The sequence below is a fragment of the Catenovulum adriaticum genome (assembly GCF_026725475.1).
Lineage (GTDB): Bacteria > Pseudomonadota > Gammaproteobacteria > Enterobacterales > Alteromonadaceae > Catenovulum > Catenovulum adriaticum.
In genome coordinates, this window is record NZ_CP109966.1 from 187961 (window position 1) to 206315 (window position 18355).

Genomic DNA, 18355 nt, shown 5'->3' on the forward strand with positions numbered 1-18355 from the left:
TTACCGTTAAAGGTTTTTTCATATTTATCGCAAAGCGATATGGTTAGGAAAATAAAAGGCGATATGTTTATGCGCAAGTATTTGTTACTCATCCCTATTTTTATAATGTTGTTAGGTTGTTTGACAACCGCTGGGCAGTCGCCTGATATAGCTGACCTAAACAATACACCCGCTTCAAATTTATTAGTTGAAGATCAGCCTCAGGTCTTCAATGTTCATAATCAAACCCCTAGGCTTTCATGGCATGCCAATGTAAAACAGCAGGTGGCTTACCATATTCAAGCGGCATCTTCGGTTAATTTGCTATTAGATAATCAACCAGACTTGTGGGATAGTGGAAAAGTAACAGCTCGCCAATCTTTGAATGTTCGCTATCAAGGTAAAGCTTTATTGTCTAACCAAAAGGTGTTTTGGCGCGTTCGTGTTTGGCAAAAAGGGCAAAAAAAGGCGAATGATTGGAGCGAAATAAGCCATTGGGAAATGGGGCTACTCACCAAAGCTGACTGGAAAGCCAATTGGTTACAGGTGAAAAATCCAACTATTGTTACCCAAAACCAAGCCGTTAAAAAATGGATCAACTTAGTGGGTACAGTTGAAACTGAACAAGGTGAGATTGCAAAACCAGCCATTCAAAAACTACAAAACCAGCCGACAGCGAGTTTATTTAGACATCAATTTACGCTTGGCAAAACAATACAAACAGCCAAATTACACAGCACCGCAGCAGGTTATTACGAAATATATATTAATGGCCAGCGTATTGGCGATAGGTTAATGGATCCCGGACAAACTGACTTTGATAAACGTATTCTTTATAACACGGATCCAGTCGCTACTTTATTAAACCAAGGTCAAAATACCATTGCCGTTCATTTAGCCAGTGGCTGGTATGATGAAAATATTGCGTTTAGTTTGTGGACTAATCCAGATAAAAAGCAATCTGAAAAAAAGAAAAAATCTTTGTCTTATGGTCAGCCTAAATTTATTGCACAACTCGATATTACTTTCTCTGATGGTAGTAAAACCAGCATTACCAGTAATGAACAATGGCAAAGTAAACCTTCTGCAGTATTAAAAGAAGGGATATTTTCAGGCGAGTTATTTGACGCTAAAAAAATTGATAAAAATTGGAATCGTCAATCATCAAAAAAAACTGATTCGGCTAACCAAGATAGTGACTGGCAAGCTGTGCAGGTATTAAATAAATGGCCGACGCAGCGTTTAGAGCCTCAGCGACTTCCACCTATTCGTAAGCAACAAACCGTAACACCTGTTGCTTTGCTTAACCCAGAGCCAGGTGTTTGGGTTTTTGATTTTGGACAAAATTTTACTGGCTTGCCTAGTTTAAATATCGCAGAACTTAATTTAGCCGATCAGCAAACTTTGCTTTTACGTTATGCTGAATGGGCGGATAAAAAAGGCAATATTAGCCAATTAAGTGGCGGCAGCTGGGCGACACATCTAAATGCGGTTGATGGTTATATTGCCTCAACAGCGAAAGATCAATCTATTTGGCGTCCTAGCTTTACTTGGCGTGGCTTTAGATATATTGAAATTACCGGTTTGACTAAAGCCCCTAAATTAACCGATTTAAGTGCGCAATTATTACGTAGCGATGTAAAGCGAGTGGGGGACTTTGCTAGTTCGGATCCATTAGTGAATAAAATTCATCAAACTGCACTGTGGACCTACGAAAGTAATTTAATGAGTGTGCCGTTAGATTGCCCTAACCGTGAAAAAGCGGGGTGGACTGGCGACGCTCATGCAGCATTAATAACCGGTAACTATAATTTTGATATGGAAACTTTCTGGCGAAAATATTTAGCTGATTTTAAAACCGCCAGCTATGTTGCCCCTGTTGTTGTGCCCGGAAAACGCACCGCGGGTGAAAAAATTGATTGGGCCGCGGCTGAAGTCTTTATTGCATGGGAAAATTACCGTACCTATGGTGATTTACAAACGTTAGCTACTCAATATGAGAGTTTGTTAGAGTATATGGCGTTTGGGCAAACGCAACTAACTGATTATTTAACAAAAAATGGATACGGTGATTGGTGCGATCCGGTTCCAGAACCGGGTATGCCCCGAGTAGGCGGGCGAGGTGTATCGCAACAAACCAGCACTTTGGTCACCAGTAGTGCATTGTTTGCGCGTTCTGCCAATTTAATGTCAAAAATTGCGAATAAGCTCAATAAATCAGCAGATGAAAAACGGTTTAATCAATTGTTTAATCGTATTCGACAAAGCTTTCATCAAACCTTATATAATCCTAAAACAGGGCATTATGGCAGCCAAACCGCTGATGCGACGGCAATTCGTTTTGATCTGACCCCTGAGCATTTAAAACAATCCGTGGCTGATGCGTTAAATAAAGATGTGATTGAAAATTGGCAAGGCCATTCATCGGTTGGTGCGTTAGGGCAAACTTGGTTATATCGTGCGTTAAGTGATTATGGTTATACGGATACGGCTTTTAATATTTTTACAGCCAAAGGCTATCCGGGTTTTTCATATCTATTTGATGAATTAGACGGCACTACACTTTGGGAGCGCAAGGGGCAATTTGAGCCACGCAAAGATAAAGCGCCCATTCGTTCTTTAAATCATCCTTTTCATAGTGGTTACGATGGTTGGTTTTATGAAGGTTTAGGTGGGATCAGAGCGTTAGACGATTCGGTTGGGTTTCAAGACTTTGAACTTGCCCCTGTGTTTCCAAGCCAATTAAATCAAGTTCAGGTCAACTATCAAACTGGTTATGGAATGATTTCAAGCCGTTGGGAAAGAAAAGACGGGCAAATTATTTGGCATTTTACCATTCCGGATAATTCAACGGCTGTCGTTCGCTTACCTAATAAACAAGCTAAAAAATATTTCACGGGCGAATATAAACTCACGATTAACACTGACGAACTGGCACAACAAGCTGAAACTCAATTAGCGATCGCACCTTATCAGCTGAGAGTTGAGTTATTAAAAGGGACTCAGGTTAGCCAAATTAACGATTTACAACCCGAGTTTTCTTGGCAATTGGCTAATCAAGCAGAGTTTGCTAAACAAACGGCTTATCAAATCCAAATCATTAAAGCCGAAGAAAGCTTTGAGACGGGATTAACTCATGACAAACAAAAGGTTTGGGATTCAGGCAAATTAGCAGGACAAAATTCAAGCGCGAACGGTTTGTCTAAAAAAACGCTTATTCAAGGGCAGTCATACCAATGGCGGGTTAGAGTTTGGACACACGCTAATCAACAAAACTATGTTAGCGCTTGGTCTGCACCTCAGCAATTTACTATGGCTAAGCAAGATAATAAGTTAGCCAGTCGGTATGATTTACAGCTTGAAAAAGTACCGCCTGTGGCGATTAAAAAATTGCCGTCAGGCCGTTATTTTATTGACTTTGGTAAAGTTGGATTTGGTTATTTGTCGCTCGCATTAACCAGTAATAAAGCGGGAAGGGTAAAAGTACATTTTGGAGAACGTGGTAATACAAATGGTGCAGAACAGGGCATTATTAGTCAGCTGCCTAAAGCCTCAAGTGTGCGTTATTATCAAGTGCCACTTGACGTGAATGAAAAATCAGACGTATATGCCGTGCACCCACCCCGTGATAAGCGCAATACTAAATCTGGGAAAGCGATTGCGATCCCCGCACAGTTTGGTCGAATTGCGCCATTTCGATTTGTCGAGCTTGATCCGCAAGGGCTTGAATTGTCAGATATAAATGCGTCACTGATGATGTTGCATTACCCATTTGAGCAAACTCAATCTAACTTTAGTTCTTCGGACGCTATTTTGGATGAAATCTGGCAGCTGTGTAAATACAGTATGAAAGCGACTAGCTTTGCAGGCATTTATGTTGATGGTGACCGGGAGCGAATTCCGTATGAAGCAGACGCTTATATTAATCAGCTATCTCATTATTATGTTGACGATGAATTTAGTTTAGCGCGACATTCGCATGAGTATTTAATGCAACATCCAACTTGGCCAACTGAATGGAAGCAACATTCCATTATGATGGCTTGGACAGATTGGATGTACACAGGTGATACAGAGTCGTTAGCCGCATTTTATCAACAGCTCAAATCTGAGAAAACGCTCGAACAATATGAAGCCGAACATGGATTACTATCCACTTTTCCTAAACGGATACCTGCCAAACAACTTGGCGATATTGTTGATTGGCCACCGGCGGAGCGTGATAATTACGACATGCGGCCAGTCAATACCGTAGTAAATGCGTTTTATTATTTAAATTTAAAGCAAATGGCAGATATCGCTAAGGTACTTGGTTTTAACGAAGATGAGCGTTATTACCGCGCTAAAGCGAAGCGGGTACGTCAAGTATTTAATCAAAAGCTATTCAATCCAAAAACTGGGTTATACCGAGATGGCATTGGCACGGATCACAGCGCTGTGCATGCAAACATTTTACCACTTGCTTTTGGTTTGATTGAAGATGACAAACGCGACAAAGTTATTAAATTTGTTAAGCAAAAAGGGATGGCGGTTAGTGTTTATTTTGCCCAGTATTTAATGGATGCTTTGTATTTACACGGCGAAGCGGATTATGCCTTGTCGTTATTAACCTCTACTACAGAACGAAGTTGGTATAACATGATCAGGCAAGGGTCGACGATTACGATGGAAGCTTGGGATGATAAATTTAAACCCAATCAAGATTGGAATCATGCTTGGGGCTCTGTTCCGGGTAATATCGTGGGTCGATTTATTTTAGGGGTGAGACCAAAAGCCAGTGGATTTTCGATGATTAAAATAGCCCCTCAACCAGCCAGTTTGACTCAGGTTTCAGGCAAAGTGCCTACAATTAAAGGACCTGTCGTGGTTGATATACAGCAAAAAATAGGACATGAATTTAGCTTAAAATTAAGCATACCGGGCAATACAAAAGCACAAGTGGTATTACCTATTAACGATGCAAAAACCATTAAACAGGTGATGCTTAATGATAAAAAAGTAAATTACCAACGCATAAAAAATGGGGTAGAACTTAGTTTATTGAGCGCGGGTAACCACCATATTATTATGCAATACCAATGATCGTATAATTTATAAACTGACAGTGATTGATCAATAGATCACTGTCAATTCTCTCTTCGACTGAATAAACCTATTCAGTTAAGCTTACTTTTGCTTGCTTTAAATGATACTTAAGTTCGCGCAAGCCTTTTACTTAATCGAAAGAACGGCTCGCAAATATTACAACGAAGATTCTTGAAGGTTTGCTGAGTGCAGCGCTAGCTGTCATCTAAATAATCATTTAGCTAGATTGATTGCAGCATAAACTAATTATTTTAATCTTTTGTCAAAAAGTTAAAGAAATGTTCTTGTATTTTATTAAAAATAAGTCTAAATTAACTTAATCGTTTAAGTTAATTTAACTATAGGTAGTGCTTATGCAACCAAATAATATTAAAACCATAAAGTGGCTAACATATTTAATGTTTATGATGTTCGCTATGACAACCGATGCGGTTGGGGTGATTATTCCTGAGATTATTCAGGAGTTTAATTTGAGTCTTACGGCTGCAGGTGCTTTCCATTATGGGCCTATGGCTGCCATTGCAATAGGCGGAATTGGACTTGGCTTTTTAGCAGATAAAATTGGTCGTAAAAAAACAATCATTATCGGTTTGGCTTTATTCTCATTAGCTTGTGGTTTGTTCGCAGTCGGCAATACGTTTAGTTTTTTCTTATTTTTATTAATTTTGTCAGGTTTGGCTATTGGGATATTTAAAACGGGGGCGTTAGCCCTGATTGGAGATATCTCAAAAACGTCTCATGAACATACAATTACGATGAATCTGGCGGAAGGCTTTTTTGGGGTTGGTGCCATCATAGGACCATTCATCGTTACATCACTTTTATTAGCCGGTATTAACTGGAAATTTTTATACATTATTGCGGGTGGCGTGTGTATTGTATTATGCGTGATTGCCGCATTAGTTGCTTATCCAGTGCACCAGCATAAATCAACTGAAAAAGTCAATTTAAGCCGTACCTTTGCCATGTTAAAAAGCCCTTATGCGCTAGGGTTTTCAGTTCTAATTGCGTTATACGTAGCGGCTGAAGCGGCTATTTACGTTTGGATGCCGACTTTATTAAAAGACTACACAGGTTCATACGCGTGGGCTGCAACTTGGTCTTTATCTATTTTCTTTGCTTTACGTGCAAGTGGACGATTTTTGGCGGTTTGGTTTTTACGCTTAGTGTGTTGGAAAGTTGCTATGGTGGTATTTTCAGCAGCTATTGCCATTTGTTATTTGGCAAGTATTTGGTTTGGGTTAAACGTTGCTGTGTTTCTGCTTCCTTTATCAGGTTTATTTATGGCTATGATTTATCCCACCTTAAATTCAAAAGGAATTAGTTGTTTTCCTAAACATGAGCATGGTGCTATTGCAGGTGTGCTTTTGTTTTCTACTGCAGCCGCGGCCTCGTTTGGTCCATTAATTATGGGCTTATATAGTGATTTGATGGGAGGCGACGCTAAACATGGTTTTGTTTTAGCAGCGGGTTTTGCATTTTTATTATGTGCAGGTTGCATTTATAACTGGATATTTGATCCAACGGATAAACACATCAAAGAAGTAGAACAGGCGGAATCGTCGCTAGACGCTGCATAAATTTTAGAGGTTTCAAGTTATGCCAAATAATATATTTACGCCGCAATGGCGACCCAAGGCCCATTTCACACCAGAACAGAACTGGATGAATGATCCTAATGGTTTAGTGTATTACAACGGAAAGTATCACTTATTTTATCAATACAATCCTCATGGTAATGATTGGGGTAATATGAATTGGGGTCATGCGACCTCGACAGACTTAGTAAACTGGCATCATCATCCGGTTGCAGTTGAGATGTCTCCTAAAGGGCTAGGGTATATATACTCAGGCAGTGCTGTGGTTGATTATGATAATACCAGTGGTTTACAGACGGGCGAACATCCTCCATTGGTTGCATTATTCACTCATACTGAAGCCAATACCGAAGTGCAAAGGCAGAGTTTAGCTTACAGTCTGGATGGGGGGGATAGCTGGCAACAATATGCTAATAATCCTGTAATTGAAAATCCAGGCATTGTTGATTTTAGAGATCCGAAAGTATCATGGCACCCAGCCAGTTCACAATGGATCATGGCTTTAACTGCGGGCCATAGCATTGAATTTTATGCCTCAAAAAATTTATTTGATTGGGCGCACATCAGTAGTTTTGGTGAAGATGACGGTTCTCATCAGGGCGAATGGGAATGTCCGGATTTATTTGAATTAACCACTGAAACCGGCATTAAAAAATGGGTTTTATTGGTTAGTCTCGTACCCGGTGGACCTAATGGCGGAAGCGGTACTCAATATTTTATTGGTGATTTTGATGGTGTGCAGTTTAAAGCAGAGCATCAGGATGTTCGCTGGCTAGATTATGGTCCGGATAATTATGCAGGAGTCACTTGGGACGGCAGACAAACGATAGATAACAGGCGTACTTTGATTGCCTGGATGTCTAATTGGACATATGCGGAAGATATGCCAACTTTCCCATGGCGAGGGGCTATGTGTTTGCCAAGAGATTTATCGCTCACACAAATTGATGGCAACTTTTATGTGACAAATCTGCCAGCAAAAGAAGTGTTGGATAGTTCTCAGATAGTAAGTGAGGTTACTGCCAGTGATAAGGTACTCTCCCTTCCTTTGTCGCAGAAAAGCGCATTAGATATTCAACTGAGCTGCGAAATTACACAATCAGACAAACTTTACATACGTATGTTTAATGACGCCGGAGAAACGGTCGAGTTAAAATATTTGCCACAAAGGCAAAAGCTGGTGGTTGATCGTAGTCAAGCCGGTTGGTCTTATAAATTATGGAGAACCCCCAGACTAGAAGCCAAAACCTTTATTGACAGCGGCAAAGTGAATGCCAGGCTGGTTTTGGATACAAGTTCACTGGAAGTGTTTTGGCAACAGGGCTCTACAACGATGACCATTTGCTTATTACCTACTCAGCCATTCAACCGGATTGAAATTAGTTCGGATAATACGGGTGATAAAAAGATATCTCTGGCTGAAATTAAATAGTAAAAGAGCTTTTGCTGGATTGGGAATAAAGTTAGCACTATAGACGCGCAAGTTGGCTTTATTTCCGATCAGCAACTTAATTTAATGCTTAAAGAATTTTAGAAATTGCTGAAATCCTTTGATTTATTTTCTTAATGCTTTTAGATTACCAGAGATTAATTTCCTGTTTGCCTAAAGCTTAAACTTTAGGTGAGTCGATCCTAAAAAACATAACTGGTAGGAAAAATGTCAACCCAAAGACCCCTTACTTTGAAAAAAGTTGCTGAAATATTGAATGTCTCTACTGCGACGATCTCAAACGCTTTTAACAGACCAGATCAATTATCAGCACATTTACGCGAAAAATTATTAGCCGAATGCGAGCGGCTAGGCTATCACGGCCCTAATATTGCCGCTCGTTCATTGCGCAAAGGCGAGTCTGGGGTTATCGCTGTTTTGTTAACTGATTCATTGGCTTATCATTTTACGGATCCGGTTGCGAATCAGTTTTTACAAGGGATTTCAGAAGTTCTTGAAAAGAACGGTAAACAATTACTGATGTTATCTGGGGCGCATGGCGATGCGCCTTCTACCGGAATTGAAGCTTTACCTGATGGTTTTATTATTTATGGTTCGCAGGATCATAATCCACTATTTGAACGCATTATTAAACAAGGGAAGCCTATTATTACGGTTGATTTTGATGCACCAGGATTTGCGTCTGTAAATATAGATAATTATCAGGCCGCTTATAAAATAGCAGAGCATGTTCTTGAGCAGTCAGTAAGCAGAGTAGCTATTTTGGGTTTAAGATTAATTCATTCAGACAGAGTCTGCCGGATTACCCAGGGTGAATTATATGACGAATCTGAAGCTGTCTCGCGGCGTCGTTTAAATGGATATATTCAGGCGCTTAAAGATCACCAACTGGACGTGACTCCAGATTTAATTTGGCATGTGCCTGTCAATACGCACGATGCAGCAGTGCAGGCGGCAAGAGAAGCTTTAATGATATCACCCAGACCGGATGCCATTTTATGTATGACAGATAAAATTGCGATAGGAGTTATTGCTGCAGCGAAAGAACTTGATATTAAGATACCGCAAGAACTTAAATTAGTCGGCTTTGACGATATTCCTGAATCTTCAATGGTCACACCTACATTAAGTAGTGTGCATCAACATCTTAAGCAAAAAGGAGAGCGAGCGGCTCAGAGATTATTAAAAGGGCAGTTAAACGATAAAGAAATACTGGATGTTAAGCTGGTTATTCGAAACTCGAGCTGCGAATAAAATATTTATTACTAATTTTAGCCGGAATCGTTACTGTATTGGTGACCCCGGCTTTTTAACTTAATTTTCCTTGTTTAACCTCGCTAAATCCGTCTCAGTGTTGTTTTTAGCTGCCCCAATTACCAACCTTTCATGAAGTTCTTTTTCGATTTTTCAATCTGGGACCTATGTTTAGCGCTATTACAGCCGCAAGCAATCAAAATTGATTGATTTTTAGTTATTTACGCTTTTTTATTGTTATATCTTTTGCCAAAAGAGAGTAAAAAGCACAAGATTTTTCGCTCAGCGATTGGAATATTGGCGAATTATTGTCTATTTTTTAACTTAATTTATATTTTATTTATCTTTTAAATTCAATTAATTATATCTATTTTTAGTAGATATGTAAAAAAATATAACATTTTGTGTTTACAAAATATAATTATGGGTCTAACATTTAACCAACTTAAACGATTAAGTGTTAAGTTTAAGTAGAGCTAATAAACTTAACCTGATCGATTTATTAGCAAGCGACCAAGTTATTGCAACTTATTTTGATTCACTCGGAGATATTAAAAATGAATAAAACGTTTAAGTATTCATTGATTGCACTTTCAATTAACTCAGTCATCAGCGGTGTAGCATTTGCTGAAGAAGCCGATTCTAAAGCAGAATCAGAAAAGAAATCTGATTTTGAAACCATTGTTATCACTGGCTCGTCAAGCAGTAGGACTCAAATTGAATCTGCCATGGCAGTCACCAGTGTTGATTCTGAGATGATTAAAGATTTTCAACCAAGCTCTGAATCTGAAGTTTTTCGTATGATTCCAGGTATTCAGGTATCGGGTACAGCTGGCCCGGGTGGTAACTCAAATATTGCGGTTCGTGGTTTACCAGTTGCAACAGGCGGTTCTCCGTTTGTGCAAATTCAGGAAGATGGGTTACCTACGGTGTTATTTGGTGATATCCAGTTTGGTAATAATGATTACTGGACTCGATTTGATTCTTCTGTAGAGCGTGTTGAAGGTGTTCGAGGTGGTACTGCTGGTACGTTCGCGTCCCAAGCTCCTGGCGCAATCATTAACTACATCAGTAACTATGGCATGATTGAAGGTGGTCATGTTAAATTAACTAAAGGCGTGGGTTATGATGAAACCAAAGTTGATTTTCGTTATGGTGGCTTTGCCAGCGACAGCGTAAATTATCATGTTGGTGGTTATTATAAAGTAGGGAAAGGGCCTTTAGACGCAGGTTATGTTGTGAGTGACAGCATGCAAATTAAAGCCAACCTCACTAAGTTCTTGGCTGATGATACCAGTTATATTCGCTTTTTAGTTAAAATGGCTGATACACAAGAGCCAAACTACACTGGTTCACCAGCTTTGGCTAAAGCTAAGAAAAACTCAGACGGTAGTTACTCAATTACTGGCATTAAGCAATACCCGGGTTTTGATGGCCGCGATGCGTCAAATTACTCAATTAACAATCAAAACTTTTTAGTTTTAAATCGTGAAGGGGGTCTTGAACGAGTTGGCTTATCGGGTATCAGCACTAAAGCCTTTTCAATAGGCAACGAATTGCACTATGTGTTTGATGATGAACTTATTTTAGATAATAAAATGCGATGGACTGACATGAGCGGCTCATTTAACAGCTCATTTTTAGGGATGTCACCTGTGGGTGATTTAAATTTGGTATACGCTAACGGCCCTATGCAAGGCGATGCCTATGATAAAGATTATTATGACGGCAATGTTAACGTGAACACCAATATTAGTGATATTGGTAGTTTTGTGAATGATTTAACGTTAAGCAAAGAACTGTATATCGACGGTAACACCATTACGGTTCGTGGTGGCTTTTTCTACATGAACCAAAGAATTGAACAAGACTGGCATCCAAACCGTGCTTATAAAGAGCTTGGTGGTGACAATCCGGCAATGTTAGATTTATTTGATGATCAAGGTAACCAGTTAACGGCGGATGGTATTGCTGGTTATAACGATGCATGGGGCGCTCCGGTTGCACGTGAAGTCGACTTAGATTATACCAATACTGCGCCGTACCTTTCGGTTGATTTAGATACTGATTTATTTACCGTAGATGCGAGTGTTCGACGGGATACTGTTGATGCTTCTGGTTGGGCTGTAGGTTCAAGCGGCGATGTGATTGATGTGACTGTTACTGGCGAAGACGTGACTATCCCTGGAATTATTCCAGACGGAGAAGCAGAAAACTTGGATTATTCAGTAAGCTATAATTCTTGGACTGTTGGTGGTTTATATAAATTTACCGATGATACAAGTTTCTTTATCCGGGGCTCGCGTGGTGGTCGCTTTAACGCAGATCGTCAAACTATGAGTGGTAAAATTAATGCTGACGGGTCATTGACGCAAGCTGGTCGTACAGCGGCAGTAGACTTAGTTAATCAATATGAAATTGGTGTTAAAAACCGCGGCGAAGTAGCCGGTGGAGATGGATATTACACGTTTGAATTAACCTTATTGCAAGGTGACTTCACTCAAAGCGCATTTGAGCCAACATCTACGCCGTCTTGCCCGAGTGGTGGTTGTGTACTAGACAGCGAATATGAATCTCAAGGCGCTGAAGTTTTAGGGTCGTTAAGATGGGGTGGTTTAAACCTAATTGCAAATGCGACTATAACAGATGCTCAAGCCCGAGCGGCAGGCGACAGCAGTTGGAGTGAAGCTTGGGAAATTCCAAACCTAACTTATACTATGTCTGCTAACTATGATTTTAATGATGAATGGATAGCCGGGATTAATATGACAGGGCAAACTGAAACTTATGCTCGTGGTTCACTGGATAAATATGAAGGTTCAACTACTTGGGGTGCAAGTGTAAGATATGCTCCAACAGAAAACCTAGAATTCAGTGTAACAGGTTATAACATCTTTAATGAATTTGCGGTACGTAGCCCGGGACAAGTTATTAATGTAGATGAAGCCAGCCAGCGAGCTACGTTATTGGTTAACCCAGTGTTAGGCCGTACTATTACAGCCTCCGTAAAAGTCAGTTTTGAATAATACTAACTTTTACTAAGAGTTTACATTTTAGATTCTGAAAAGTAGCAGTCCAAACGGCTGCTACTTTTATTTGATTTGAGCCTCAGGTGCATTGAACTATATTGTGCTAATGTCAGTGTATCAGAGCGTCAGATTAGATTGCTAACAGGATTATCAAATGCAAAATCAAGCGCTTTCGCAAGCGGTTTATTTAATTCAGCAAGGAAACTCAATTCAGGCAATTAAACAGTTACAATTTTTAACTAAAGCAAATAAAAATTGGTTTGAAGCTTGGAGATTGTTAGGGTTTGCATATCATGAAGAAGCGTTAGAGTTTGAGGCGATGCAAGCGTTTAAACAAGCTTTACGTATAAATCCAAAAGATTATGATTGTGCAATTGCATTTGCTCAGAGCCTTTTTTTTTGCGGATTGCCAAGTTATGACGCATTTAATTATTTGAATCAATTAAAGCCTGGTGATTTGAATGCGGTGCGTGGTCGGGCAATGGCATTGGTTGTTGAAGGAGAATATGAGGCAGCACAGCGGCTGTTAATATCTGCTTTACATCAGTATCCGGACTGGCTTGCAGGCCATAAATTGTTAGCATCGCAACGGTATACTCAGGGGCAGACAGATAGTTTCACTGAGTCTTACCGGATTGCAACCGCACAACTCCCCAATAATATTGAAATTTGGTTGGAATGGTTTCGTCAGTTAGCACAAGTAAAAGCTTGGACTGATGCGTTAAAGGTGATTGAACAGGCAGAAACTTTGTTTGGTCAGTCTCGTGACGAACTGCTGCTGGCTCGTTTATTTATTGCCAGTGAATCTGAAGATGAAGACACAGCTGAATTTTTATTTGCTAAAACAGCTCATCTGAATGATACCATGCGTGATATGGCCATGATTCGCGCCGGACTTAAAAAAGGCGAATATAAGCAGGCAGAAGCTATCGCATTAAATGCCCTCCACACTCCCTCTGCTATGGCGTTTTGGCCCTATTTATCTTTGATTTGGCGCATGACTGACAAAAAAAAATCTCGCTGGTTAGATGGTATTGATTCGGATCAAGCGAGTTCATGTGGTAATTTTATAAAAACTCAAAAACTTAATTTAAATTCCGGTCAGCTGAGCGCTTTGAAACATAACTTAAATCAGCTTCATACATCGGTTAACCCGTTTGCTCAACAATCAGTCCGAGGTGGCACTCAAACCGATCAGAATTTATTTTTACGCCACCAGCCAGTGATTCAAAATTTGAAGCAACAAATACAAAAACAGGTCAAAAAATATGTTGCTAGTTTACCTGAGTTTATGAAGGGGCATCCGTTGCTGGGAGTAGATAGACAAAATGCTTTAAATGGTCGGATCCAGTTTTCCGGTAGTTGGTCTGTTAGACTCAAATCGCAGGGATTTAATGTCAGTCATACTCATCCGATGGGCTGGATAAGTTCAGCGCTATATATTGATTTACCAAGCCAGAAAAAAATGGGGGATGCACCGGCCGGTTGGCTACAGTTTGGTACGCCGCCACCTGAGTTGAAGATGAATTTGGCACCTTATTGCAAAATTGAGCCCAAAGCTGGTCAGCTGGTCTTATTTCCTTCAACTATGTGGCACTCAACTGTGCCATTTGAAGACGGAAGGCGTCTGGTTGTTGCATTTGACGTTAAACCGCCACAAAGCATTCAACGCTAAATGATTAGTAAGGTATGTCTATGTATAATAATGATAATTCAATCAAAGAAATTTTAATTGTTGGCGGCGGAACCGCTGGTTGGATGACAGCAGCCGCATTGTCTAATGCACTTCATCGTGGCTGCAACATCACTTTAGTTGAATCTGAAGAAATTGGTACTGTCGGTGTTGGTGAAGCGACGATTCCGCCGATTCGGACTTTTAATCAGACGTTAGGCATTAACGAAAATGAGTTTTTAAAGCATACTCAGGGCACTTTTAAGCTGGGCATACAGTTTATAAACTGGGGAAAGTCTGAACATACTTACTTTCATCCGTTTGGAGCTTATGGTAAACAGTTTGATATGGTGAATCTTCATCAGTATTGGTTAGCTGGACGAGAAACAGATCAAGTCTCTGCGTTTGACGATTATTGCATGGCTTGGGCTGCCGCAAAATTGGGTAAATTTTCCCCACCCTTAGCCGATCCTCGGAACGTACTGTCTACGTTTGAATATGCCTATCATTTTGATGCCGGACAATATGCTCAATATTTACGCCGTTACGCTCAAGCAAAAGGCGTTAAACGAATTGAAGGCAAGGTCGCTCAAGTTAACCTGAATCCAAGAACTGGTTTTGTCAAAGATGTTATTCTTGAAAACGCGCAAGTACTGCCAGCAGATTTATTTATTGATTGCTCAGGTTTCAGAGGCTTATTAATAGAAGACGCTTTAAAAACCGGATATCAGGACTGGTCCCACTGGTTGCCGTGTGACCGTGCATGGGCTGTCCCATGTGAGTTAAAAGAGCTGACACCCTTTACTAAATCAACCGCACACGCAGCTGGCTGGCAATGGCGTATTCCGCTTCAGCATCGCACTGGCAATGGCCATGTATTTTGCAGTGAGTTTATGAGCGAGGATCAAGCCTGTTCTGTCCTTATGAATAATCTTGATGGCGATGCTTTGGCCGAACCGAGACTGCTTAAATTTAAAACTGGCCGACGTAAACAGTTCTGGAATAAAAACGTGGTAGCCATTGGCTTATCCAGCGGATTTTTAGAACCGCTCGAATCTACCAGTATTCATTTAATCCAAGCGGGTATTGCAAAATTGCTAGCGCTGTTTCCAGATAAATCTTTCGCACAGGATACGATCGATGAATATAACCGGATCGCAATTAACGAAATAGAAAATATCCGAGACTTTATTATTTTGCATTATTGCCTCACTGAACGTGAGGACAGTGAGCTTTGGCGCTATTGTAAAAATATGTCTATTCCTGAGCCACTGGCATACAAGATTAAACATTTTAAACAATACGGCAGGTTAATACCTAGAGAAATGGATTTATTTGGTAATGCAAGCTGGTTGGCTGTTCATATCGGGCAGGGGAATATTCCGGATAAGTTAGATCCTCTGATGAAGTATAGAAATGTTCAGGCTACAGACTGGTTAAATAAGTTAAAATTGGCAATGCAATCAGCCGCTTCGCAAATGCCTAATCACAAGAGCTATATAGAAAAATACTGCAAGTCCTTTGGCTCTCTATAATTCTTATATTATTGCCGGTTTGTGACTCAGTGGATCGGCAATTGCTTTTAAATATTGCCTAAAACCACTCTGCTATATCAATAATTAAGTAGTTATCTATCACGTTTAACCCTCTTAATAAAATACTTGAAAAAAAACAACTTAAACGATTAAGTTTTACTTGATTTTATCAATATTAAAGGTATTCTTAATTTAATTTATAACAAGTAATAAACATTTAGTCGGTTTGAGAATGGAATTAATAAGGTGTGTTGCTTACACTGGAGGCACTGTTTATATTTGCTTACTGATGAATAAACAGGTTAATCCGGATTAAATGCAGTTTTGACAGAAAAAAACAAAAAACTTAATGCATTTAGATTTTCAAGTAAGCTCTGTTGTGAGCCTGGTCTTAAAAATTAATTAATATTTGCTCAATAGTTTGAGCAAAAAAAGTTTTGCCTTTAAAGGCCCTGTTGCAAGGCTGGTGCACCTGATAATTTCAGGTAACCGATATCGCGCAAATAGCCGTATTTGCTATTTATGATTCTGCCCAGCCTTGCTTTTTTTGCAATATGATAGAGCGTATAAACTTATGAACCTGAAACTTGAAAGCCAGCGCAGCCTGAATCGCATTCTCAATCGATTGGATATTGAACAACTGAGTAAAGTTGATCAACGCCTCTTTAAAAAACGGCTTGAGCAACATTTTCCCAGTTTATTTGAAAATCTAGTTGAAATTTATCAGTCAAGATATGATTTGCATTATCAGATTGAACAACTAGTTAGTGCTCTACTGGCTAGCTTTAAACAAAGATCCCGTGCACTTAAAAATCGTGATAAAAAACGACTAGCTAATCCTCTTTGGCATCAGTCTGAAAAAATGTTGGGCATGGCTTGTTATGTTGATTTGGTTGCAAAAGATCTCGACGATTTAGCAACCAAAGTAGATTATTATCAAGATTTAGGTATCACTTACTTGCACTTGATGCCACTATATAAATCACCTGAAGGGGACAGTGACGGTGGTTATGCTGTATCCGATTATCGTTGTGTTAACCCAGAATTAGGTACAATTAAAAGCTTAAATAATCTGGCGAAAATTTTGGATAAAGCCGGAATTAGTTTAGTGCTGGATTTTGTTTTTAATCATACATCTGATGAGCATGACTGGGCGGTAAAAGCAAGACAGGGAGAGCTTGACTACTGTGACTATTATTATTTTTTTGACGATAAAACCATCCCTAATCAATATGAAAACCATTTACGCGAAATTTTCCCTCAGGTCAGAAGAGGTAGCTTTACCTATCTAGAGGATATAGATAGGTGGGTCTGGACCACTTTTAACAGTTTTCAGTGGGATTTAAACTATTCTAATCCGAGTGTATTTAATGCAATTGTTGGTGAAATGCTATTTTTAGCCAATCTGGGTTGTGACGCTCTTAGGCTGGATGCTCTAGCCTTTATCTGGAAAGATATGGGCACCGACTGTGAGAATCGGCCAAAAGCCCATCTATTGATTCAGGCATTTAATACTTGTTTAAAAATTGCAGCGCCGAGTGTGGTATTTAAATCTGAGGCGATCGTTCATCCGGATGAAGTGGCTAAATATATTAAGCCTGAAGAATGCCAGCTCTCCTATAACCCATTATTAATGGCATTGATTTGGAACAGTTTGGCGACTCGAAAAACGCGCTTATTAAACCAGTCATTGAGCCACAGATTTGAAATTGATGAAAATTGTACTTGGGTTAATTATGCTAGGTGTCACGATGATATTGGCTGGACATTTGATGATGCGGATGCCGGGCGAGTTGGTATAAATGGCTATGATCATCGATTGTTCTTAAATCAGTTTTATACCGGACAATTTGAAGGCTCTTTTGCTAGCGGTATGGGGTTTGGTTATAACCCAGAAAACGGTGATTGTCGGGTATGTGGTTCACTGGCCTCGCTTGCCGGTCTTGAGCAAGGGCTGGCTGAAAACGACGCGCATTTGATTGAAAATGCAATCGCGCGGATATTATTAATTCATCATATTTTATTAAGTATAGGCGGTATTCCGCTGTTATACGCCGGCGATGAGCTAGCCATGCTGAATGATTATCGGTTTTTAGAAGATGAACATAAAAAGCATGATGCACGTTGGGTAAATCGTCCATTGATAGAAGCAAAGCATATTAAACAGGCGCATCAATCCGGTACAGTTCAAAATAAAGTTTGGGGCGGGTTAAAACATGCGATTTCATTGCGTAAGCACTATGCCGTATTTGGTCAGGCTAAAACTCAAATACTGCCAACAACCAATCCACATATTTTTGCTTATCAAAGGCAAAATGAGTCGGATATGGCGATCTGTATTTATAACTTTAGCGAACATTCTCAGCAGGTGATACCGGATATTTTGGTTGGCTTGAGTCAGTTTGAGCAGACAACTGATTTAATCAGTGGAGATAAATTAGCGATTCAGTTTAATCACAACTTTGAAATGGCTCCTTATCAGTCGTTATGGTTATTGGCTGATTGTTGAATCTTAATCGTACATTTTAAGGGTTAAATTTGAAGTTACACCTTTATTTTATTTTGAATCGTTGAAGCATTTTCAGATTGCCATTTATGGTTATCATTTTTGTGATTCCTGGTTGGGTGGTTTTGTCGTGGCAAAATGACAAATGAAAATCGAGTCAATTTTAGTACTGATTTTAAACTGAAATTAAGCACTGTCTCGTGAGTCATATTGTCTGTTAAGTGAAAGTCGTGTAAATACTCATAAG

8 protein-coding genes are annotated in these 18355 nt (G+C 39.7%); all 8 read left to right on the top strand.

What is annotated here, in order from left to right:
- Positions 1–69: 69 nt before the first annotated feature.
- The 8 genes from OLW01_RS14605 (at position 70) to OLW01_RS14640 (ending at position 18111) form a co-directional block, all read left to right on the top strand.
- Positions 70–5061 (top strand): family 78 glycoside hydrolase catalytic domain, encoded by a 4992-nt coding sequence (locus OLW01_RS14605; protein ID WP_268076668.1) that lies wholly within the window; start codon positions 70–72, stop codon positions 5059–5061.
- Positions 5062–5417: 356 nt separating this feature from the next.
- Positions 5418–6644 (top strand): MFS transporter, encoded by a 1227-nt coding sequence (locus OLW01_RS14610; RefSeq protein WP_268076669.1) that lies wholly within the window; start codon positions 5418–5420, stop codon positions 6642–6644.
- A gap of 19 nt (positions 6645–6663) precedes the next feature.
- Positions 6664–8094: a glycoside hydrolase family 32 protein gene (locus OLW01_RS14615; protein ID WP_268076670.1), complete on the top strand. Its 1431-nt coding sequence runs from the start codon at positions 6664–6666 to the stop codon at positions 8092–8094.
- 225 nt (positions 8095–8319) lie between these two features.
- On the top strand, positions 8320–9366 hold the full coding sequence (locus OLW01_RS14620) for a LacI family DNA-binding transcriptional regulator (protein WP_268076671.1): 1047 nt from the start codon (positions 8320–8322) through the stop codon (positions 9364–9366).
- A gap of 557 nt (positions 9367–9923) precedes the next feature.
- Positions 9924–12392, top strand: coding sequence for a TonB-dependent receptor (locus tag OLW01_RS14625; protein WP_268076672.1), 2469 nt, complete (start codon positions 9924–9926; stop codon positions 12390–12392).
- Between the two features lie 157 nt (positions 12393–12549).
- Positions 12550–14070 carry a 2OG-Fe(II) oxygenase family protein gene (locus tag OLW01_RS14630; protein WP_268076673.1) on the top strand — a complete coding sequence of 507 codons (1521 nt, stop codon included), beginning with the start codon at positions 12550–12552 and terminating at the stop codon, positions 14068–14070.
- A 20-nt stretch (positions 14071–14090) separates the two neighbouring features.
- Complete coding sequence (locus OLW01_RS14635) at positions 14091–15602, top strand: tryptophan halogenase family protein (RefSeq protein WP_268076674.1); 1512 nt, start codon at positions 14091–14093, stop codon at positions 15600–15602.
- 574 nt (positions 15603–16176) lie between these two features.
- Entirely contained in the window at positions 16177–18111 is a 1935-nt protein-coding gene (locus OLW01_RS14640) for an amylosucrase (RefSeq protein ID WP_268076675.1), read from the top strand.
- Positions 18112–18355: the final 244 nt, after the last annotated feature.